This window comes from Streptomyces megasporus (assembly GCF_000718985.1).
Taxonomy (GTDB): Bacteria; Actinomycetota; Actinomycetes; order Streptomycetales; family Streptomycetaceae; genus Streptomyces; species Streptomyces megasporus.
This window is the reverse complement of sequence record NZ_JODL01000002.1, coordinates 56417-74578: the sequence shown is the minus strand read 5'-3', so window position 1 is coordinate 74578 and position 18162 is coordinate 56417. Positions and strand designations below refer to the sequence as shown.

At 73.6% G+C, this 18162-nt stretch carries 19 protein-coding genes, 1 pseudogene and 1 riboswitch; of the genes and pseudogenes, 6 read left to right on the top strand and 14 right to left on the bottom strand.

Annotated features, from left to right (window positions below):
- Positions 1–358: 358 nt before the first annotated feature.
- Positions 359–1510: a LysR family transcriptional regulator gene (locus tag IF47_RS0102115; protein ID WP_211257157.1), complete on the bottom strand. Its 1152-nt coding sequence runs from the start codon at positions 1508–1510 to the stop codon at positions 359–361.
- A gap of 263 nt (positions 1511–1773) precedes the next feature.
- Here IF47_RS0102115 and snpA point away from each other — a divergent pair, with 263 nt between their 5' ends.
- Positions 1774–2433, top strand: a complete 660-nt coding sequence (gene snpA, locus IF47_RS0102110; protein ID WP_031506205.1) for a snapalysin — start codon at positions 1774–1776, stop codon at positions 2431–2433.
- Positions 2434–2579: 146 nt separating this feature from the next.
- Here snpA and IF47_RS0102105 read toward each other — a convergent pair whose 3' ends face one another.
- The 6 genes from IF47_RS0102105 to IF47_RS0102080 form a co-directional block, all read right to left on the bottom strand.
- Entirely contained in the window at positions 2580–3587 is a 1008-nt protein-coding gene (locus IF47_RS0102105; protein WP_031506204.1) for a zinc-binding dehydrogenase, read from the bottom strand.
- Positions 3588–3667: 80 nt separating this feature from the next.
- Positions 3668–4693, bottom strand: a complete 1026-nt coding sequence (locus IF47_RS0102100; RefSeq protein ID WP_051716841.1) for a glutathione S-transferase family protein — start codon at positions 4691–4693, stop codon at positions 3668–3670.
- A gap of 139 nt (positions 4694–4832) precedes the next feature.
- Positions 4833–5270 carry a VOC family protein gene (locus IF47_RS0102095; RefSeq protein ID WP_031506202.1) on the bottom strand — a complete coding sequence of 146 codons (438 nt, stop codon included), beginning with the start codon at positions 5268–5270 and terminating at the stop codon, positions 4833–4835.
- A gap of 53 nt (positions 5271–5323) precedes the next feature.
- On the bottom strand, positions 5324–6169 hold the full coding sequence (locus IF47_RS27380) for an AraC family transcriptional regulator (RefSeq protein WP_245640959.1): 846 nt from the start codon (positions 6167–6169) through the stop codon (positions 5324–5326).
- Between the two features lie 179 nt (positions 6170–6348).
- Positions 6349–6972: an FMN reductase gene (locus tag IF47_RS0102085; protein WP_031506201.1), complete on the bottom strand. Its 624-nt coding sequence runs from the start codon at positions 6970–6972 to the stop codon at positions 6349–6351.
- A 78-nt stretch (positions 6973–7050) separates the two neighbouring features.
- Positions 7051–8142, bottom strand: coding sequence for an LLM class flavin-dependent oxidoreductase (locus tag IF47_RS0102080; protein WP_031506200.1), 1092 nt, complete (start codon positions 8140–8142; stop codon positions 7051–7053).
- 271 nt (positions 8143–8413) lie between these two features.
- Here IF47_RS0102080 and IF47_RS0102075 point away from each other — a divergent pair, with 271 nt between their 5' ends.
- Positions 8414–8620: a hypothetical protein gene (locus tag IF47_RS0102075; protein ID WP_031506199.1), complete on the top strand. Its 207-nt coding sequence runs from the start codon at positions 8414–8416 to the stop codon at positions 8618–8620.
- A 114-nt stretch (positions 8621–8734) separates the two neighbouring features.
- Here IF47_RS0102075 and IF47_RS0102070 read toward each other — a convergent pair whose 3' ends face one another.
- Positions 8735–9049 (bottom strand): DMT family transporter, encoded by a 315-nt coding sequence (locus IF47_RS0102070; RefSeq protein ID WP_031506198.1) that lies wholly within the window; start codon positions 9047–9049, stop codon positions 8735–8737.
- Between the two features lie 41 nt (positions 9050–9090).
- Positions 9091–9152, bottom strand: a riboswitch (guanidine-III (ykkC-III) riboswitch).
- Between the two features lie 138 nt (positions 9153–9290).
- Here IF47_RS0102070 and IF47_RS0102065 point away from each other — a divergent pair.
- On the top strand, positions 9291–10565 hold the full coding sequence (locus tag IF47_RS0102065; protein WP_031506197.1) for an endonuclease Q family protein: 1275 nt from the start codon (positions 9291–9293) through the stop codon (positions 10563–10565).
- 27 nt (positions 10566–10592) lie between these two features.
- Here IF47_RS0102065 and IF47_RS32070 read toward each other — a convergent pair.
- Positions 10593–10784: pseudogene (locus IF47_RS32070) on the bottom strand (hypothetical protein); the annotation flags it as partial.
- Between the two features lie 82 nt (positions 10785–10866).
- Positions 10867–11259 (bottom strand): ANTAR domain-containing protein, encoded by a 393-nt coding sequence (locus IF47_RS0102055; protein ID WP_051716840.1) that lies wholly within the window; start codon positions 11257–11259, stop codon positions 10867–10869.
- A gap of 257 nt (positions 11260–11516) precedes the next feature.
- Between IF47_RS0102055 and IF47_RS0102050 the strand changes: the two genes are divergently transcribed.
- On the top strand, positions 11517–12185 hold the full coding sequence (locus IF47_RS0102050) for a dienelactone hydrolase family protein (protein WP_031506195.1): 669 nt from the start codon (positions 11517–11519) through the stop codon (positions 12183–12185).
- A 46-nt stretch (positions 12186–12231) separates the two neighbouring features.
- Positions 12232–12885, top strand: a complete 654-nt coding sequence (locus IF47_RS0102045; RefSeq protein ID WP_031506194.1) for a phosphoribosyltransferase — start codon at positions 12232–12234, stop codon at positions 12883–12885.
- A gap of 160 nt (positions 12886–13045) precedes the next feature.
- Here IF47_RS0102045 and IF47_RS0102040 read toward each other — a convergent pair whose 3' ends face one another.
- The 4 genes from IF47_RS0102040 to IF47_RS0102025 all read right to left on the bottom strand — a co-directional run bounded on the left by IF47_RS0102040 (position 13046) and on the right by IF47_RS0102025 (position 17599).
- Positions 13046–14233: a globin domain-containing protein gene (locus IF47_RS0102040; RefSeq protein WP_031506193.1), complete on the bottom strand. Its 1188-nt coding sequence runs from the start codon at positions 14231–14233 to the stop codon at positions 13046–13048.
- Between the two features lie 201 nt (positions 14234–14434).
- The gene (locus IF47_RS0102035) at positions 14435–14887 is read right to left on the bottom strand and encodes an RrF2 family transcriptional regulator (RefSeq protein ID WP_031506191.1); all 453 of its coding nucleotides are present in this window, start codon (positions 14885–14887) and stop codon (positions 14435–14437) included.
- A 24-nt stretch (positions 14888–14911) separates the two neighbouring features.
- Positions 14912–16144 (bottom strand): anhydro-N-acetylmuramic acid kinase, encoded by a 1233-nt coding sequence (locus tag IF47_RS0102030; RefSeq protein ID WP_078591491.1) that lies wholly within the window; start codon positions 16142–16144, stop codon positions 14912–14914.
- Positions 16145–16252: 108 nt separating this feature from the next.
- Positions 16253–17599: an MFS transporter gene (locus IF47_RS0102025; RefSeq protein ID WP_031506189.1), complete on the bottom strand. Its 1347-nt coding sequence runs from the start codon at positions 17597–17599 to the stop codon at positions 16253–16255.
- A gap of 249 nt (positions 17600–17848) precedes the next feature.
- Here IF47_RS0102025 and IF47_RS0102020 point away from each other — a divergent pair, with 249 nt between their 5' ends.
- Positions 17849–18085, top strand: a complete 237-nt coding sequence (locus IF47_RS0102020; protein WP_031506187.1) for a hypothetical protein — start codon at positions 17849–17851, stop codon at positions 18083–18085.
- Positions 18086–18162: the final 77 nt, after the last annotated feature.

The window sequence follows — 18162 nt, the reverse complement described above, 5'->3', positions numbered from 1 at the left end:
GCCGGGAAAGCCGGTACGCGGAGGCGTTCGCCCCCTCGGCCACGCGGACTACGGTGATCCATGAGAGTGTGACCCATGGCACCGACGAACGTCCCCCGGACATCCGGGCTTTCCGGACGTCCCCCGTATCCGGGCGGCCGAAGGACACGGACGAACGTGGCAGGAGACACGGCGGAAGGAGAACTGCCGGTGAACTGCACCACGTGCGGTGCCACGGTGATCCAAGGCCCCGACGGGGGCTGGTCCTGCGGCAACTGTGGAGCGAGCGGATGACCCCTTCCGAGATTCCCGCCCCCGACGTCGCCGTGATGCACTGCGCCCAGTGCGGCTGGGCGGTTCAGGAAGGACCTCGGGGCGGCTATGTGTGCGCCCAGTGCTTCCACACCGTCGAACCGCCCTCGGACGCCGTCCCCGGCGGGCGCTGAGCCCACGGTCCGCCCATCCGCCCCGCGGCGCCGTCGCGTTCCGCCGGCGCGGCCGGCACGCCGTCGCCGGGCACGGTCTCCCGGACGGGCTCCGGCGCCTCGCGGTCCGCGGCGCCGGACGGCGGGACACCCTCCCCCGGCGGGGGCAACAACGGGCTGCCGCTGCGCAACAGCCAACGGCGGTAGGCGGTGCTGGCCCAGGCCGCCTCGGCGTAGGAGGCCAGGAGGTCGGCGTGGACGCCGGCGATGTCCGCCGCCATGCCCCCGTCCGACCGGCAGACCAACAGCAGCCGGACCGTGAGCGGATCGCCGCGCAGTTGGCGGATGACCATTCCCTGGCGCGGCTGCGAGATCGGCTGGCACACGCTCACGGCCTCGCCCCCGGCTATCAACGCCGCGGCCGTGGTGTTGTCGGGGACGTGGACCATGCGCGGCTCCAACCCGGCCGCCTCCAGGACCCTGCGCGTCGCGAGCCACTCGTCGTCGGCCGTGAAGTCGACGATCCACCGGTCGTCGCCGAGGTCCGCCAGGTCCACCACCCGGCGCCCGGCCTGCGGATGGTCGGCGGGCAGGGCGACGAACTGCGGTTCCCGGGCGACCAGGACGTGCTGCTCCAACCCCGCGGGGAAGCGCAGTGGGAACCCCTCCAACTCGTGGACGAAGGCCACGTCCACCTGACCGTCCGCCAACGCTTGCAACAGTGAGTTGGCGGAGACGTCGATGTGGAGCGTGACGTCGGTGTCGGGGTGACGGGCCCGGAGCCTGCGGACCCATCCCGCCACGGCCCGGCTGGCCGTGCTGCCGACCCTCAGCCGGGCCTCCCCGGCGAGGGCGGCCGCGCTCCTCGCCTCGCTCACCAGAGCCGCCATGTCCGCGACAATCGGACGTGCGCGGCACAGCACGGTCTGTCCGAGGGCGGTCGGACGGCTTCCCGTGCGCTCCCTGGTGAACAACCGCCCGCCGATGGCGTTCTCGATGCGGCGGAGCTGGGTGGTCAGAGAGGGCTGCGTCATCCCCAGGCGCAGCGCCGCCTTCCGCAGACTGCCCGCGTCGGCGATGGCGCACAGCACGCGCAGATGCCTCACCTCGAGCTCCACGGCTGGAGGATAACGACACCCCAACCGAGTGCACCAGATGGCCAAACGCCGCTGAAACGGCATGCCAGACGTTCCCGGCGGACATGGCCGGAAGAGAGCGATGCCTTGGTGCTATCGCCGGTTGACATCATCCCGAACACGTGGAGGTCGAACAGAATTCTGCACGTCCGAAGTTCTTCCGCAGGAACCGGCCGCCCCCTCATCCCCCCACACCGGCGCCGGATTCACGGATGGCAAGGAGATCCCCCCACATGAAGTCCACCAGAGTCGTTCTCCCGGTCACGCTCGGCCTCGGCCTCGCCATGGGCCTGGCCTCCGTGCCGGCGTCCGCGGCCCCGGCGGCAGGCGCGTCCCAACTCCCGGCCTCGATCGCGGCGTACTCCGGCTCCGCCGAGGACAAGGCCAACACCGAGGCCTTCTTCCGAGCGGTGCTGAAGTCGGCGCTGTCCAAGCAGACGGCCACGGGCGCACAGGCCGTCACGGTCGTCTACGACGCCAGCCGGGCCCCCTCGTTCGCCACCCAGATAGCTCGCAGCGCCCAGATCTGGAACTCCTCCGTCAGCAACGTGCGGCTGGTGTCGGGCAGCAACGCCGACTTCCGGTACTACGAGGGCAACGACCCTCGCGGGTCCTACGCCAGCACCGACGGCCGCGGCAACGGATACATCTTCCTGGACCACCGGCAGAACCAGATCTACGACTCGACCCGTGTCACCTCGCACGAGACCGGTCACGTGCTCGGCCTGCGGGACAACTACTCCGGTCCGTGCAGCGAGCTGATGTCCGGTGGCGGGCCCGGCCCGTCGTGCACCAACGCCTACCCGAACGCCGCCGAGCGCAGCCGGGTGAACCAGCTTTGGGCCTCGGGCCTCAGCGCTCTCGAGAAGGAACTCACCGTCAAGATCCGCTGATTCGACCGCGGTTCCCGGTGGTTCCCCGTCGGTCCGGCATCTCCCCCCACGGTTGCCGGGCCGACGGCCTTCTCCCCCTCTCCACTCCTCTCCCCCACCCCCTCTCCTCTTCTCCCCGTGTCCTCCGGGCTCCTCGGCGCGGGGCGTCACGGTTTGAGGATCAGCCGGATCGGGTTGCCCTCCCTGCGCAGCAGACGGTCCACCGCTTCCCGGGCCTCGGTCAGCGGCAGCACGCCGCTGACCGACCGGGAGAGGTCCAGACGGTGCCGCCGCGCCAACTCCACGAGTTGCGCCACGTGCTCGTCGGCGGAGCCGTAGTGGCCCAGCACCTGCTGCTGGAAGTAGCTGAAGGCCGTGCCGTCGGCGACGGTCACCGGCCGGTCGGTGAGGCCGACCAGCACCAGCTTGCCGCCCCGGCCCAGGCAGGCCACGGCCTGCTCCCGCACGGCCGGGACCCCGGCGAAGTCGAACGCGACGGCCAGCCCCGCCCCGCCCGTCTCCGCTCGTACCAGGGCCGGGAGTTCGGGATCGTCCGGCGTGAGGACCACGTCGGCGCCGAAGGCCAGGGCCCGCTCCCGCGCCTCGGGCAGCGGGTCCACCGCGACGACGGGCGCCGCGCCGATGAGGCGCAGCAGTTGGACGGCGTGCGCGCCCAGGCCGCCCACGCCCCAGACGCCGGCCGGTCGCGCCGGCTCGGCGCGGGCGGTGGTGGTGATGGCGGCCCAGGGGGTGGACACCGCGTCCGGGATGACGGCGGCCTGTTCGAAGGGCAGGTCGTCCGGGAGTTCCACCAGCGTGGCGTCGGCGGCCACCACGTACTCCGCCCAGCCGCCGTCGTAGTCCACGCCGCGCGTCCACACCACTCCCCCGCGCTCCTCCCCGGCCTGGAGGAGGACGCGCTGCCCCGGCCGGCGGTCCACGCCCGCGCCCGGCTCGGCGACGACGCCCGACACCTCGTGACCGAGGGTGACGGTGTCCCCGGGCAGGTGGAGCGGGGTGAGCGTGCCGTCGATCAGATGCGCGTCCGACAGGCAGACGCCCGCGGCCTCGACCTTGACCAGCACTTCGCCCGGTCCCGGCCGCGGGGTGGGCACGTCCTCCACCGAGAAGGTCCGGGTCCTCACGTCGAGTCGTCCGGCGAGCACGGCGATCACCTGCTTTCCGCGTCGGCCACGGTCTCCGGGAGCCTCCCGGAGTACCCCGGGAGGCGGGGGAAACGCCGGCGGACGGTCGGCTACCGCGCGTCGGCCCCGCCCGGGGGCGGCACCTCCTCACCCGCGGGCACCGGGCCGGGCGGCGTCCCGTCCCCGAAGGGACGCCCGCCCAGTTCCTCGCGGTGGTGGGGGGTCGTCCAGGTGGAGAGGTCCGGGCCGAGCGGCACGATCCCCGTCGGGTTGATGTCGGTGTGGACCTGGTGGTAGTGCCGCTTGATGTGGTCGAAGTCGACGGTGTCGCCGAAACCGGGGGTCTGGAAGAGGTCGCGGGCGTAGGCCCACAGCACCGGGTCCTCGGCGAGTTTGTTGCGGTTGCACTTGAAGTGCCCGTGGTAGACCGCGTCGAAGCGGACCAGGGTGGTGAACAGCCGTACGTCGGCCTCGGTGATGGTGTCGCCGACCAGGTAGCGCCGTGTGGACAGGCGCTGGGACAGCCGGTCCCAGCACGCGAACAGGTTCCGGTAGGACCGCTCGTAGGCCCGCTGGGACTTGGCGAACCCGGCCGTGTAGACGCCGTTGTTGAGGTTCCGGTAGACGTCGTCCATCACCTCGTCGATCTCGTCGCGCAGCGGTTCGGGGTACAGGTCCGGCGCCCCGTCGCGGTGCAGCGCGGTCCACTCGCCGGCGAAGTCCAGGGTGATCCGCTGGTAGTCGTTGGTGACGAGCCTGCCGCTGGGGACGTCGACGATCGCCGGGACGCTGATCCCGCCGTCGTAGTCGGGCTCGCGGGCGGCGTAGGCCTCCCCCAGGAAGGCGATGCCCAGCACCGGGTCCCTGCCGCCCTCGTCCAGGGTGAAGCGCCAGCTCCGCTCGTCCTGGAGGGGATCGACGACCGCCAGGGAGATCGCGTCCTCCAGGCCGAGCAGGCGCCGCACGATCACCGCGCGGCTCGCCCACGGGCAGGCCCGGCTGACCACCAGCCGGTACCGTCCCGCCTCGACGGGCCATCCGTCCCCGCCGTCGGCCGTGATGCGGTCGGTGAAGTGGCTGGGGGCGCGCTCGTACTCGGGTGTCGTGCTGCCGGGGTTCCCCACGGTGGTGGTCATCGTCACCGTCTCTCGTGAAGCGGACGCGGAACGTGGACCGGTCGTCTACCCGTTTCCCGCGGCCGGTATCCGGGGCGACGTCGCGGGCCCGCGGCGGGCGCCTCCACCCGGCGCCGCGCGGGCCCGCGACGGGGGTCGGTCAGCCTCCTCGGACCGCCGACCGTGCCGGTTCCTTCCGCGGCGCGCCGCGGTAGGTGCCGAACTGCCAGCGGTTGCCCTCCGGGTCGCGCACGGTGAAGTCGCGGGAGCCGTGGTCGGTGTCGTACGGCGCCCTGACCACCTGGGCCCCGGCGCCGCGCGCCCGGTCGAAGAGCGCGTCGGGGTCGTCGGTGACGACGTACGCGCCGAAGCTTCCGGGCTCCAGCGGCCAGGGGTCGTCGTCCGCGTCGCGCACCGAGCCGAGCATGACTCCGCCGCCCTCGGGCCAGGCCAGTTCCGCGTGGTGGACGACGTCCCCGTCCGCCACGACGATCGTCGCCTCGAAGCCGAAGGCGTCGGTCAGGAAGCGGATCAGTGCCCGCGCGTCACGGGCCCGCAGCGTCGGCCACACCTGGGGCGCCGGTTTCGTGCCCTCCATCTCCGGTTGCCTCCTCATGGTCGCCCTCCGGTCGTTCCCGGTGGGATTCCGGCTCACCCGTTCGCGGTGAGCCCCTGCTCCTCCCACTCTTCCGTCCCGGCCTCCCGGTCGGCTTGTACGTTTCGGAACCCTCCGTGGACCTCCCGGGCCAGCCAGTGGCTGGGCGCGCTCCCGGCCAGCGCGCGGAACTCGCGGGCCAGGTGGGCCTGGTCGAAGTAGCCGCAGGCGGCGGCCACGTCGGCCAGCCCGAGTCCGCCCGTCGCGGGGGCCGCTCCGCCGTGCGGCCCGCCCGCGCCGAGCGCGGCGGCCCGGGCCTCCAGCAGGCGGCGCGCCCGGTCGAAGCGGATCACCCGGGCGGCGGCCTTGGGCGGCAGGCCGATCTCGTCGCGGAACCGGGCGGTGAGCCGGCGGGCGCTCCAGCCCGTCTCGGCGGCCAGGTCAAAGACCGTCGAGGTGCCGCCGGAGGACAGCAGCCGGCCCCAGACGTGGACGACCTCGGGGGGCGGCTCCCGCTCGGGTCCGAGCAGCCGGGGCAGCCACCGGTCCAGGACGGCGAACCGCTCCTGCCAGGTTCCGGCCTCCCGCAGTCGGTCGTGGAGTTCGGCGGCGTGCCGGCCCAGCACGGCGTCGGCCGGCACGTCGGTGTGGGCCAGTTCCCCGGCGGGCATCCCGAGCAGGGTTCGCGCGCCGAGCGGGCCGAGGGCGATCTGGACGCCCGACTGCCGGCCGCCGTGGGCGATCAGCGCGGGCGCCGTGTGGAGGCCGCCGAGCAGTGTGTCGTACCGGCCGGGCCGCTGCCGGGGGTCGGGGTGGCCCAGCACGGTCAGCCGGTCGTCGAGGGTGAGGATCAGCGTCAGGTGGGGGGGAGGGCAGACCCCGGTGGAGGCACGGCGGGACACCGGCCTGGCGGTAACCGGAGTACCAGGCCACGTACGGTCGCAGCGCGGCGGCGGGACGGCGGCGCAGGTACTCGTCGACCACGCCGTCCGTCCGCCCCTGTCCGGTCGCGTCCTCCACACCGTCCACGTCTCCCAGTATCGGCCCGGCGCCGGTCGGACGCGCCGGGCCGTGCCGGGTGTCAGTCGAGTCCGAGGGAGGCCAGGTGCTCCTGGAAGGGGACGACGGCCTCGGTGTCCGCCCCGGCCGTCTCGGGCCGGGTCCGCACCAGGTGGGCCAGTTCCCGCGCGGCCCGTCCGATCCGCGCGGACAGCTCGTCGTGCCGGGTGTCCCCGCCGCCCCAGTCCTCCGAGGCGGCGTAGACGGCGGTGGGCGCCACGGTCGCCCGCAGGTAGGAGAACATCGGACGCAGGGCGTGCTCCAGGGCCAGGGAGTGGCGCGGCGTGCCGCCGGTCGCGGCGATGAGGACGGGCTTGCCCCGCAGCGCGGCGTTGTCGATCACGTCGAAGAAGGACTTGAACAGGCCGCTGTAGGAGGCGGTGAAGATCGGCGTGACCGCTATCAGGCCGTCCGCCTCCGTCACCTCCTCGATCACCTCGCGCAGGGCGGGGGCGGGGAAGCCCGTGACCATGTTGTCGGCGATGGCGCCGGCCAGGTCGCGCAGCTCCACCACCCGCGTCTCGACCGGGCGTTCGCCGCTCTCCAGTTCCCGCCCGGTGGCCTCGGCCAGCCGGTCGGCCAACAGGCGGGTGGAGGACGGGCGGCCGAGACCGGCCGAGACGGCCACGATGCGGATGGGCTTCATCTTCTGCTCCTGTGCGTGGTCCCGTGGTGATCGACGGGGTGACGGTGGGCGGGCGTGCGGGGTGTGAGGGGGCGGCCGTCAGGCCGAGGCGGCCTCGGCCTCGCGGCGGGCGACGAGGGACTCGTGGGTCGGGGCGTCGGGGATGTTCGCCGGGCGGCCCGACGCGAACTCCTTGCGCAGCACGGGCACGACCTCCTCGCCGAGCATGTCGAGCTGCTCCAGCACGGTCTTCAGCGGCAGGCCGGCGTGGTCCATCAGGAAGAGCTGGCGCTGGTAGTCGCCGACGTACTCGCGGAAGGTGAGCGTCCGGTCGATGACCTGCTGCGGGCTGCCCACCGTGAGCGGGGTCTGCTCGGTGAACTCCTCCAGCGACGGGCCGTGTCCGTAGACGGGCGCGTTGTCGAAGTAGGGGCGGAACTCGCGCACGGCGTCCTGGGAGTTCTTCCGCATGAACACCTGGCCGCCGAGGCCGACGATCGCCTGCTCGGGGGTGCCGTGGCCGTAGTGGGCGAAGCGCTCCCGGTACAGGGCGACCATCTTCTGGGTGTGCTCCTTGGGCCAGAAGATGTTGTTGTGGAAGAAGCCGTCGCCGTAGTACGCGGCCTGCTCGGCGATCTCGGGGCTGCGGATCGAGCCGTGCCAGACGAACGGCGGGACGCCGTCCATCGGCCGGGGGGTGGAGGTGAACCCCTGCAGGGGGGTGCGGAAGCGGCCCTGCCAGTCCACCACGTCCTCGCGCCACAGCTTGTGCAGCAGCGCGTAGTTCTCGATGGCCAGCGGGATGCCCTGGCGGATGTCCTGGCCGAACCAGGGGTAGACCGGCCCGGTGTTGCCACGGCCCAGCATCAGGTCCACGCGCCCGTCGGCCAGGTGCTGGAGCATCGCGAAGTCCTCCGCGATCTTCACCGGGTCGTTGGTGGTGATCAGGGTGGTGGAGGTGGAGAGGAGGAGCCGCTCGGTGCGGGCGGCGATCCAGCCGAGCATGGTCGTGGGCGAGGACGGCACGAAGGGCGGGTTGTGGTGCTCGCCGGTGGCGAAGACGTCGAGGCCGACCTCCTCCGCCTTGAGCGCGATGGTGACCATCGCCTTGATCCGCTCGCGTTCGGTGGGCGTCCGTCCCGTGGTGGGGTCGGTGGTGACGTCGCCCACGGTGAAGATCCCGAATTGCACCGCGCTCACTGTACTCACATCCCGATAGTTGACCGTTCAATCACTTCGTCGAACACCCCACCGTACGCCCCTATTCCCGCGCCGATTCCCTCGCCCCGCCCACCCCGGGCGTCATCCCGCGCGCTTCCGACGCCCCGGCGGGCATGAACGCCGAAAGCCCGGGAACCGCATAGCTCGGTATCCACATAACGGGCATTTGACGCATGAGGTCATGCGATGAGTGCGGTGGCCGGGCGCCGGACGCCCGTACGGCACAGAGAGTTGGGACACCATGACCAAGCGCCACAAGAAGGACGAGAAACTCGACGAGGTCGCCAAGGAACACGTGCGCCACATCTCCGGGGAGACCGCCGCCGGCCGGACCGACCCGGCCGCGACCGACACCCCCGCGAAGAAGGGCGGCGCGTCGAAGCAGGCCCGCCACGACCGGATCGCCTCTCCCGGCGGCTCCGACGTGGAGGACACCGGCAAGAGCTGACCCCGCCACACCCCGACACCCTCATCACCTCGGGCCCCCTCCCATGGGTGTTCCCGCCCACGGGAGGGGGCCCGACGGCCGTCGAAGGACTGTCGACACGACAGCGCCGGCGCGTCAGTGGATGAACTTCAGGCCCACCACGCCCGCGACGATCAGCACCAGGCACACCACCCGTCCGACGGACGCCGGCTCCCCGAGCGCGACCATCCCGTACAGGGCCGCGCCGGTGGCTCCGATCCCCACCCAGATCGCGTACCCGGTGCCCATGGGGATCTCCCGCATGGCGTAGGCCAGCCCGCCCATGCTCAGGGCGAGGGTGACAAGGAACAGGAGAGAGGGCCCGAGACGGGTGAAGCCCTTCGACGCGGACAGCGCGGCCGCCCACACGGCTTCCAGGATCCCCGAGACGACCAGAACGAACCACGCCATGGCGCTACCTCCACAGTGATGACAGAGCGTGACCGCGTGCAACTGCGCCGTCTTGTCCTCACCGGGTACGGCGCGCTCGTCCGGGGCGTCCAAGCGCCGTCCTCCAACGTAGCACCGCTGATCACCGGGCCGACGCGGGTGGTCCCGGGGCCTTCCCGCCCATGCCCGTGCCCCGCCGGGGCACACGTGAGGCCACGCCGTCGACACTCGGCGGGACGAACCGCCGCGGGAGGCCCCTGCCATGCGTCACTACGCCGACCTGCACGTGCACTCCCGGTACAGCCGGGCCTGCAGCCGTGACAGCGACCTCGCGCACCTGGCCTGGTGGGCCCGGCGCAAGGGGATCACCGTGCTGGGCACCGGCGACTTCACCCACCCCGTGTGGGCGCGGACCCTGCGCGAGTCGCTGGTCCCGGCGGAACCCGGTCTGTTCCGGCTCCGGGACGACCTCGACCGCGAGGTCCTGCGCACCCTGCCGCCGACGTGCCACGGACCCCTGCGGTTCACGCTCCAGGTCGAGGTCTCCACCAACTACCGCCGCGACGGCCGGGGACGCCGGATCCATCACCTGTGCCACGTGCCCGACTTCGACGCCGCGGAGCACCTCTCCCGTCGCCTGGCCCCGTTCGGCGACCTCGCCTCGGACGGGCGGCCCGCCCTGGCGATGGACGCGCGGGACCTGCTGGAGGCCGTCCTGGCCAGTGGCGAGGGCTCCTACCTCGTCCCGGCCCACGTGTGGACCCCCTGGTTCGGCTCCCTGGGCTCGAAGTCCGGCTTCGACGGGGTGGAGGAGTGCTACGGCGATCTCGCCGGGCACGTCTTCGCGGTGGAGACCGGCCTGTCCTCCGACCCGGAGATGAACTGGCGGGTCTCCGCCCTGGACCGGTTCCGGCTGGTCAGCCACTCCGACGCGCACTCGCCGCCCGCCCTGGGCCGCAACGCCACCGTGTTCGACACCGAACTCGACTACTTCGCGCTCCGCCGCGCGCTGGAGACCGGCGAGGGCTACGTCGGCACCGTGGACCTCTACCCCGAGCAGGGCAAGTACCACCTCGACGGGCACCGCGGCTGCGGCGTGCGGATGGAACCGGCCGAGACCAGGGCGCACGGCGGGACGTGCCCGGTGTGCGGCAGGCGCCTGACGGTGGGCGTGCTCCACCGCGTCGAGGAGTTGGCCGACCGCCCCTCGGGGCGGCGGCCGGCCGGCGGCGGCGAGCCGCTGAAGATCATTCCGCTGCCGGAGATCACCGGCCGGCTCCTCGGGGTCGGCCCGAAGAGCAAGCGCGTGGCGCGCGCGGTCGACGCCCTCACCGCCGCCCTGGGGCCGGAGCTGCCCCTGTTGCTGGACGTCCCGCTGGCGGAGGTGCACGCGGCCGGCGAAGCGGAGACGGCCGACGCCCTCGGGCGGCTGCGCGCCCACCGGGTGCGGCGCGAACCCGGCTACGACGGGGTGTTCGGCACGATCTCCCTGCTCGACCCGGACGAACCCGCCCCGGCGGCGGGCCGGGGCGGGTGACGGCCCCCGGTCCTCAGCCCCCGGCCCTCAGTAGGTGACGGTGACGCGCCGCAACAGTCCGCGCTCGCCCATGCTCCACGGGACGCGGAAGACCTCCGCGGCGCTCCGGTTCCCGGGCAGCACCCGCCCGGCCCGCCAGACGTACGCCCAGCAGTGCCGCCCGTCGGTCAGGGGCAGCCGCCGCCGGTCGTACTCGTCGCCCTCGAAGGCGTCGAGGACGCGCCGCTCGGCGGGGGGTCAGGCCCTCCGGGAGCAGGCCCGTCGCCTCTCCCTCGGCGGGGACGAGACCGGGGCGGTCTCGTCAACGACGGTGCGGACCGCGGCTCCTGCGCCGCAGCGCGGTGTGCAGCGCGGCGCGGATCGGCTCGGGCAGGGGATCGCCGGCGGTGGTGGCCACGAGCCGGGCCGCCACCGTGTGCAGCTTGGTGTTGGTGTGCTGGGAGACCTCGACGAGCACCTCCCACGCGATCCGGGGAGTGCACCGGCCGGCCGCCATGACCATGCCCCGGGCCTGGTCGATGACCGGTCGGGTGGCCATCGCGCGACGCAACTGGGCCACCTCCGCGCGCAGCCGGTCGAGTTCGCCCACGGGTTCCAGGGCCAACGCGCCGGCGGCCAGTGCCGCGACGACGCCCGTCAGGACGAGCCGGTCCGCCCGGCCCGGGGCGGTGTTCCGTCGGGACGCCGACCTCATCGGCTCCCTCCCCCACGGCGCACCGCGTCTCTCCTCCCGCACCCGGCCGTCTCCGGCCGTCCATCCGCCCGTCCGACGAGGCGCCTGCCCACAACGGACCGTGTGACACACCGGGCACACGACATGATCGACATCACGTGCCCCCCTGTGTCGGCCCTCGTTCCGGGCGGCTGTTCCAAACCCTCCGGACGCGCATACCGGTCCCGTCGGCGGGTACCCCCGGCCGGGCACGGACGTCCGCAGTGTGGGAGGTAGCGATGCTCCCCGAGACCGAGACAGCCCGGATCGCCACCGGTTCGGGGGCCGTTCTGACCGGAGACCTCGCCGTGCCCCACGGGGCCCGCGGCGCCGTGGCGTTCGCCCACGGCAGCGGCAGCTCCCGACACAGTCCGCGCAACCGCGCGGTGGCCGGCGTGCTGCGGGACGCGGGCCTGGCCACGCTGCTGTTCGACCTGCTCACCGAGGACGAGGAGCGCACCGACACGGTCACCGCCGAGCACCGCTTCGACATCCCCCTGCTCGGACGGCGTCTGGTGGCCGCCGTCGACTGGCTCGCCGCCCAAACCTCCACCGCGGGGCTGCCGATCGGCTTGTTCGGGGCCAGCACGGGCGCCGCCGCGGCCCTGGTGGCGGCGGCGCAACGGCCGGAGAGGGTGCGGGCCGTGGTCTCGCGCGGCGGCAGGCCGGACCTCGCGGGGGACGCCCTGGAGCGGGTCGGCGCGCCCGTCCTGCTGATCGTCGGCGGAGAGGACCGGGAAGTGCTGCGGCTGAACGAGCGGGCCGCCGCGCGGCTGACCGCGCCGTGCTCGGTGCACGTGGTGCCCGGCGCCACCCACCTGTTCGAGGAGCCCGGCACCCTCGACCAGGCCGCCGAGGCGGCCCGCGACTGGTTCGTCCGCATGTCCCGGGAGACGGTCCCCCGGTGACGGGCCCCACGGTGGGCGGCTCTCGGGACTCGAAGGGAGAGAGACCATGCGCTTCCACGACCGCAGGGAGGCGGGCCGCCGGCTCGCCGAGCCGCTGCGCGACCTCCGGCTCGGCGGGGAACTGGAGCATCCGCTGGTCCTGGCGCTTCCCCGCGGCGGCGTCCTCGTGGGGGACGAGATCGCCCGCGTGCTGCACGCACCGCTGGACGTGCTGGTCGCCCGGAAGATCGGCGCCCCGTTCAACCCCGAGTTGGGGGTCGGCGCCATCGCGGGCGAGGGGCCCCCGCTCTTCGCCGAGCGGTCGCTGGCCATGCTCGGCCTGACGGTCGAGGGGCTCGCCCCCCAGGTGGAGCGGGAACGGGCGGAACTGCGCCGCCGCGAGGAGCTGTACCGCGGCGGCCGGCCGGCGCCCGACGTCCACGGTCGGACGGTGATCGTCGTCGACGACGGGCTGGCCACCGGCGTCACCGCGCGTGCCGCGCTGCGCGCCGTCCGCGCCCTCGGCCCGGCGCGTGTGGTCCTGGCCGTCCCGGTGTCCTCGCCGCAGGCCGCCACCGCGCTGGAGCCGGAGGCGGACCGGCTGGTGTGCCTGGCCCGGCCCCCGTCCTTCCAGGGGGTCGGTCAGTGGTACGCGGACTTCACGCAGGTGGACGACGACGAGGTGGTCTCCACCCTGCGCGCCTCCGCCGGCGCGCGGTGAGGGACGCCGGTCGGCACGTCGCGCGCCCGGGGCGCCCCCTCACGCCTCGATCGAGAGGTGAGGGGGCGCCCGTGCCCTTCGTGCTCGGGCCCTTCCCAAGGGGCCCTGGCCCCGAGGGGCCCGTCCCGTCGAAGAGGTCCCGTCGAGGGGGCTCGCCCGATCAGGCGTCGAGTCCCAGGTCGGGGCCGAAGGACTCGTAGTGGACGCGGGACGCCGGGACGCCGCGCTCCAGCAGTCGCGTCCGCACCGAGCGCATGAACGGCACCGGTCCGCACAGGTAGGCGCGGACGCCCTCGGGGATCTCCACACCGGACAGGTCGACGTACCCGGTGCGCTCGGCGGGCCACGGGCCCTCGGGGCGCTCGTACCAGACGTGGACGGAGGCGTCGGGCAGCTTGTCGGTGAGGAGTTCCAGCCGCTCGCGGTGGGCGTGGTCGGCCGGGCCGCGGTCGCCGTGCACCACGGTCACGGGGCGCGGGGAGCCGGTGTCGGCGAGGTGGGACAGCATCCCGATCATCGGGGTGCAGCCGATGCCCGCCGAGGCGAGCAGCACCGGGCCGTCCTCCTCGTCCAGCACCACGTCGCCGAACGGCTCGCCGACGGTGAGCACGTCGCCCTCGCGGACGTCGGTGTGCAGCCGGTCGGAGACCTCGCCGGCCGGGTCGCCGGCGATCCGTTTGACGGAGATCCACCACTCCTCGCCGCCGGGCGCGCAGACGAGGCTGTACTGGCGGATCTGCCGTGCCCCGTCCGGCAGGGGCACCCGCACGGAGACGTACTGGCCGGGCTTGAACGGCGGCACGGGACCGCCGTCGGCGGGGCGCAGCACGAAGGTCGCCACGTCGGCGGTCTCCTCCTGCCGGTGGACCACCCGCCAGGGCCTCCAGACGTCCCCGTCCTCGACGCCGGCGCCGGCGTACAGTCTCGCCTCCATGGCGATCAGGGCCCCGGCCATCAGCCAGTACACCTCGTCCCAGGCCGCCGCGACCTCCGGCGTCACCGCGTCGCCCAGCACCTCGGCGATGGCCTCGAACAGGTATCGGTGGACGATCGTGTACTGGTCCGCGGTGATGCCCAGGGATGCGTGCTTGTGGGCGATGCGGGCCAGCATCCGGTCGGGACGCTCGTCGGGGTGCTCCAGCAGGAGGCCGGCGAAGACCGCGATGGAGCCCGCCAACGCGCGGCTCTGGGTGCCGTTGGCCTGGTTGCCGCGGTTGAACAGGTCGCGCAGCAGCTCGGGGTGGGCGGCGAACATCTTCCGGTAGAAGAGCGGGGTGATGTCGGCGATGGCGGCGCCGACGGCCGGAAGCGTGGCTCGTACGACGGAGGTGGACTTCTCGGACAGCATCACTGCCTCCTTGATACGCATCTGACATGCGAATTTCAGAGCCCGGGGAAGCGGTCCCGTGTGACCACGGGACACTTCGGACTCATCGCATGTTCGTATGCCGGGTGTGTCTGTCCACTCACGTACCGTGTCCGCGCATCCTCGCGCGACGCCCGGTGCGTGGGCGGGGTTCCGAGGGCCGCGGAGGGCGGCCCTCGGGGGCTATGGCACGGGAGGCGGCCCGGTGAGCAACCGCACCAGCACGGGCCGGGCCGGTTCCCCGACCAGATCCCGCACGGTCAGCGGATCGAGGGCCGCGTAGAACGCCTCCTGCGCGTCGTGCAGCGCGGAGCGCAGCCTGCACGCCCCGCGCAACGGGCACGGCATGGACGGGTCCTCGCAGCCCACCACGTCACCGGTGCCCTCCAGTTGACGGACCAGCAGGCCGACCGAGGCGTCGCGACCGCGGGGGGTGAGTTCCAGCCCGCCGCCCCTGCCTCGCCTCGCCTCCAGCACCCCCAGGCGCCGCAGGCGGCTCACCGCCTTGGACACGTGCGTGTACGGCGCGGCCACGGCGTCCGCGACCTGACGGGAGGTGAGCGTCTCCGCCTCGTCCGCGACCGCCAGGCGCATCACGACACGCAGCGCCAGATCGGTGAACTTCGTCAACCGCATGCCCCGACGGTATCAATACGCATCTCACATGCCCATTTGAGGGTCCGGTGAAGGATCGGTTCGGGCCACGCGGAGACGGACAGGCGGCGCCGCCCCACTCCCGACCCCGCCCCCGACCCCGCCCGTGGCCGGCAGTCCGCGGCGGCCGGGGGTGATCGACCCCAGCACGGTGGCGTGGCGGGCGCCGGTGCAGGCCGGCACCGTGCCGGGCAGGCCGTGGACGGTCAGGAAGCCCAGGACCGCGAAGGCATACGCCTCCTTGGCGTCGGAGGGCAGGCCCAGGGCGTCGGAGGCGCGCACCGGGACGCCGTCCAGGGCCCGGCCGAGCGCGGCCATCAGGGTGGGGTTGCGGATGCCGCCGCCCGAGGCGATCACCTCGGTGCCGCCCGCGTCGCGCACGGCGTCGGCGACCGTCCGCGCCGTCAGCTCGGTGAGCGTGGCCAGCACGTCCTCGGTGGACAGGTGCTCGAAGCCGGTCAGCGCGGCCCGCAGGTAGGCCGCATTGAACAGTTCCCGCCCCGTGGTCCTGGGCGCGGGGCGGGAGTAGTACGGCTCGGCCGACAGCCGCTCCAGCAGGGGCGCGTGGACGGTGCCCGCGGCGGCCAGGGCCCCGTCCACGTCGCGGTCCGCCAGACCGCCGGTCGCCTCCCGGACGGCCGTGTCGAGCAGGACGTTGGCGGGTCCGGTGTCGTACGCCAGCGGTCCGCGCGGCCCGGTCGCCACCGTGATGTTGGCGATGCCGCCCAGGTTGAGGGCGACGGAAACACCCGGCCGGTCGCGCAGCCACATCACGTCCAGGGCGCTGACCAGCGGCGCCCCCTGGCCTCCGGCCGCGACGTCGCGCGGGCGCAGGTCGGAGACGACGGTGCGTCCGGTGCGTTCGGCGATCCAGGCGGGCTGTCCGATCTGGAGGGTGCCGCGGACCCGGCCGCCCTCCGTCCAGTGGTGGACGGTCTGCCCGTGTGAGACGACCAACTCGGCCCGCCCGTCGCACAGTTCGCGGTCGGCGCGGTCCGCCGCCGCCGCGAGGGCCTGCCCGAGGAGGGTGTCGAGCCGGCACACGTCGGCCATGGTGGTGGACGCGGGCGGCAGCGCGGCGAGCAGGTCGTGCCGCAGACGGTCGGGGAAGGCGCACTCCAGCGCGCCGAGCGGGCGCAGGACGACGGTGTCGGCCGCGTCGCCCTCGATCGTCAGGTCGGCCGCCGCCGCGTCGATCGCGTCGCAGGACGTGCCCGACATCAGCCCGATCACCCTCATCCCCACGGCTCCCTTCACTCGGTTCGCTCGGTTCGCTCGGTTCGCTCGGTGGCCGCTCGGCGGGCGCCCGACCGGCCCCGCTCGGCCTCCGGCGCACCCGTCTCCGCGTCAGTCGCGCAGCGCCCGCCGGTGGTCGTCGCCGCGCAGGGCGAGCAGCGCCGGCAGGCCCACGGCACAGACGAGCACCACGTACCAGGCGGGGATGTCGACGTCGCCGGTCCGCTTGATCAGTTCGGTGATCACCAGCCCGGCCGAGCCGGAGAAGACCGCGTTGGACAGCGCGTAGGCCAGGCCGAGTCCGGTGTAGCGGACCGTGGTGGGGAACATCTCCGCGAGCATCGCGGGGCCCGGCCCGGCCAGCAGCCCCACCGCCGCGCCGGCGGCGAACACCGCCGCCGACTTGGCCGCCGTCGAGGCGTCCGGGTCCTGGAGGAGGTTCAGCAGGGGGAAGGCGAGCACGATCAGCAGAACCGTTCCGGCGGTCATCACCGCCCGCCGGCCTATCCGGTCGCTGAGCGCCCCGGCGGGCAGGATGGCCAGCGCGAAGCCCGCGTTGGCCACGACGGTGGCGACCAGCGCCTGGCGGAAGGACGCGCCCAGGGTGGTCTGGAGGTAGGACGGCATCACGACGAGGAAGGTGTAGCCGGCCGCGGACCAGCCCATCAGACGGCCGACGCCCAGCGCGATGGCCCGGGCGGTCGCGGCCGGGGTGGGCGTCGCCGGCCGCGCGGCGGCCGGCGAGGGGGCGTCCGCCGCCGCGCGGAGCGGCCGGGCGGCGGACCGCCGGAAGGAGGGCGTCTCCTCCAGTCGCAGCCGCAGCCACAGCGCCACCAGCCCCATGGGCACCGCCAACAGGAACGGCAGCCGCCAGCCCCACTCGTTCAGGGCGGCCTCGTCGAGCACCGTGGCCAGCAACGCGGCCAGACCGGCGCCGGCGAGGAGGCCCAGCGCCACGGTGAACGACTGCCACGCCCCGTACAGTCCACGCCGGCCGGGCGGGGCGAACTCCGTCATCAGCGACACCGCGCCGCCGAACTCCCCGCCCGCGGACAGCCCTTGGACGACGCGGACGAGGGTCAGCAGCCACGGCGCGGCGGCGCCCACCGTGGCGTACGTGGGCAGCAGGCCGATCGTCGCCGTGGCCGCGGTCATCAGCGAGATCACGAGGATCAGTGTGGGGCGGCGGCCGATCCGGTCGCCCACCCGCCCGAAGACGGCGGCGCCCACCGGGCGGAAGAAGAAGGCCAGGGCGAAGGAGGCGTAGGTCTTCACCAGGGCCTCGAGGTCGCCCGTGCCCTCGGGGGCGAAGAACCGCGCGGCGATGATCGTCGCGAAGTAGCCGTAGACGCCGAACTCGTACCACTCGATGAAGTTCCCGACCGACCCCGCCACCAGCGCGCGGCGCGACGAGGGCGGTGTGCCGTCCTCGGTGCGGACCTTCGTGGTCGTCGTCATGTGGGTGCCTCCCGCTCGTCGCCCGTCCCGCCATGCCCTTCATGCCCCGCCGACGGGACGAGGATGTCCGGACTCCGGAACGAATTGTCGAGGGCACGTCATGCCGGACGGGTTCTCCCCGCCGGGGGCGTCGGCCGGGCGGGTGGTCGCGCTGCGCCGGTCGGAGACCGGGACCGCGTCGCGGCGGGAGCCCGGAGGACACCCGTCCCATCCTTGCGGCTGACCGACCCAGCGGAGGAGGAACGTTTCATGAGCGTGTGCGAGGTGTGCGGCAACGACTACGAAATGGCGTTCGAGGTGCACGCGGCGGGCGCCGTCCACGTCTTCGACAGCTTCGAGTGCGCGGCCCACAAGATGGCGCCCATCTGTGAGAACTGCGAGTGCCGCATCCTGGGCCACGGCGTGCAGTCGAGCGACGGACGGTTCTTCTGCTGCGCCCACTGCGCGCGCGTACAGGGGCACCGGGAACTGGTCGACCACGCCTGAGCCCGTCTCCGCGTCCCGGACGGGCCGGGGGCTCCCGGCCCGTCCGGGGCACGGAGTGTGCGACCATCACAGCCTGC

Coding starts and splice junctions, on each gene's coding strand:
- snpA (WP_031506205.1), top strand. CDS start 1,774: ATGAAGTCCACCAGAGTCGTTCTCCCGGTCACGCTCGGCCTCGGCCTC.
- IF47_RS0102100 (WP_051716841.1), bottom strand. CDS start 4,693: ATGACCACCACCGTGGGGAACCCCGGCAGCACGACACCCGAGTACGAG.
- IF47_RS0102095 (WP_031506202.1), bottom strand. CDS start 5,270: ATGGAGGGCACGAAACCGGCGCCCCAGGTGTGGCCGACGCTGCGGGCC.
- IF47_RS0102085 (WP_031506201.1), bottom strand. CDS start 6,972: ATGAAGCCCATCCGCATCGTGGCCGTCTCGGCCGGTCTCGGCCGCCCG.
- IF47_RS0102075 (WP_031506199.1), top strand. CDS start 8,414: ATGACCAAGCGCCACAAGAAGGACGAGAAACTCGACGAGGTCGCCAAG.
- IF47_RS0102070 (WP_031506198.1), bottom strand. CDS start 9,049: ATGGCGTGGTTCGTTCTGGTCGTCTCGGGGATCCTGGAAGCCGTGTGG.
- IF47_RS0102065 (WP_031506197.1), top strand. CDS start 9,291: ATGCGTCACTACGCCGACCTGCACGTGCACTCCCGGTACAGCCGGGCC.
- IF47_RS0102055 (WP_051716840.1), bottom strand. CDS start 11,259: ATGAGGTCGGCGTCCCGACGGAACACCGCCCCGGGCCGGGCGGACCGG.
- IF47_RS0102050 (WP_031506195.1), top strand. CDS start 11,517: ATGCTCCCCGAGACCGAGACAGCCCGGATCGCCACCGGTTCGGGGGCC.
- IF47_RS0102045 (WP_031506194.1), top strand. CDS start 12,232: ATGCGCTTCCACGACCGCAGGGAGGCGGGCCGCCGGCTCGCCGAGCCG.
- IF47_RS0102040 (WP_031506193.1), bottom strand. CDS start 14,233: ATGCTGTCCGAGAAGTCCACCTCCGTCGTACGAGCCACGCTTCCGGCC.
- IF47_RS0102035 (WP_031506191.1), bottom strand. CDS start 14,887: ATGCGGTTGACGAAGTTCACCGATCTGGCGCTGCGTGTCGTGATGCGC.
- IF47_RS0102030 (WP_078591491.1), bottom strand. CDS start 16,144: ATGAGGGTGATCGGGCTGATGTCGGGCACGTCCTGCGACGCGATCGAC.
- IF47_RS0102025 (WP_031506189.1), bottom strand. CDS start 17,599: ATGACGACGACCACGAAGGTCCGCACCGAGGACGGCACACCGCCCTCG.
- IF47_RS0102020 (WP_031506187.1), top strand. CDS start 17,849: ATGAGCGTGTGCGAGGTGTGCGGCAACGACTACGAAATGGCGTTCGAG.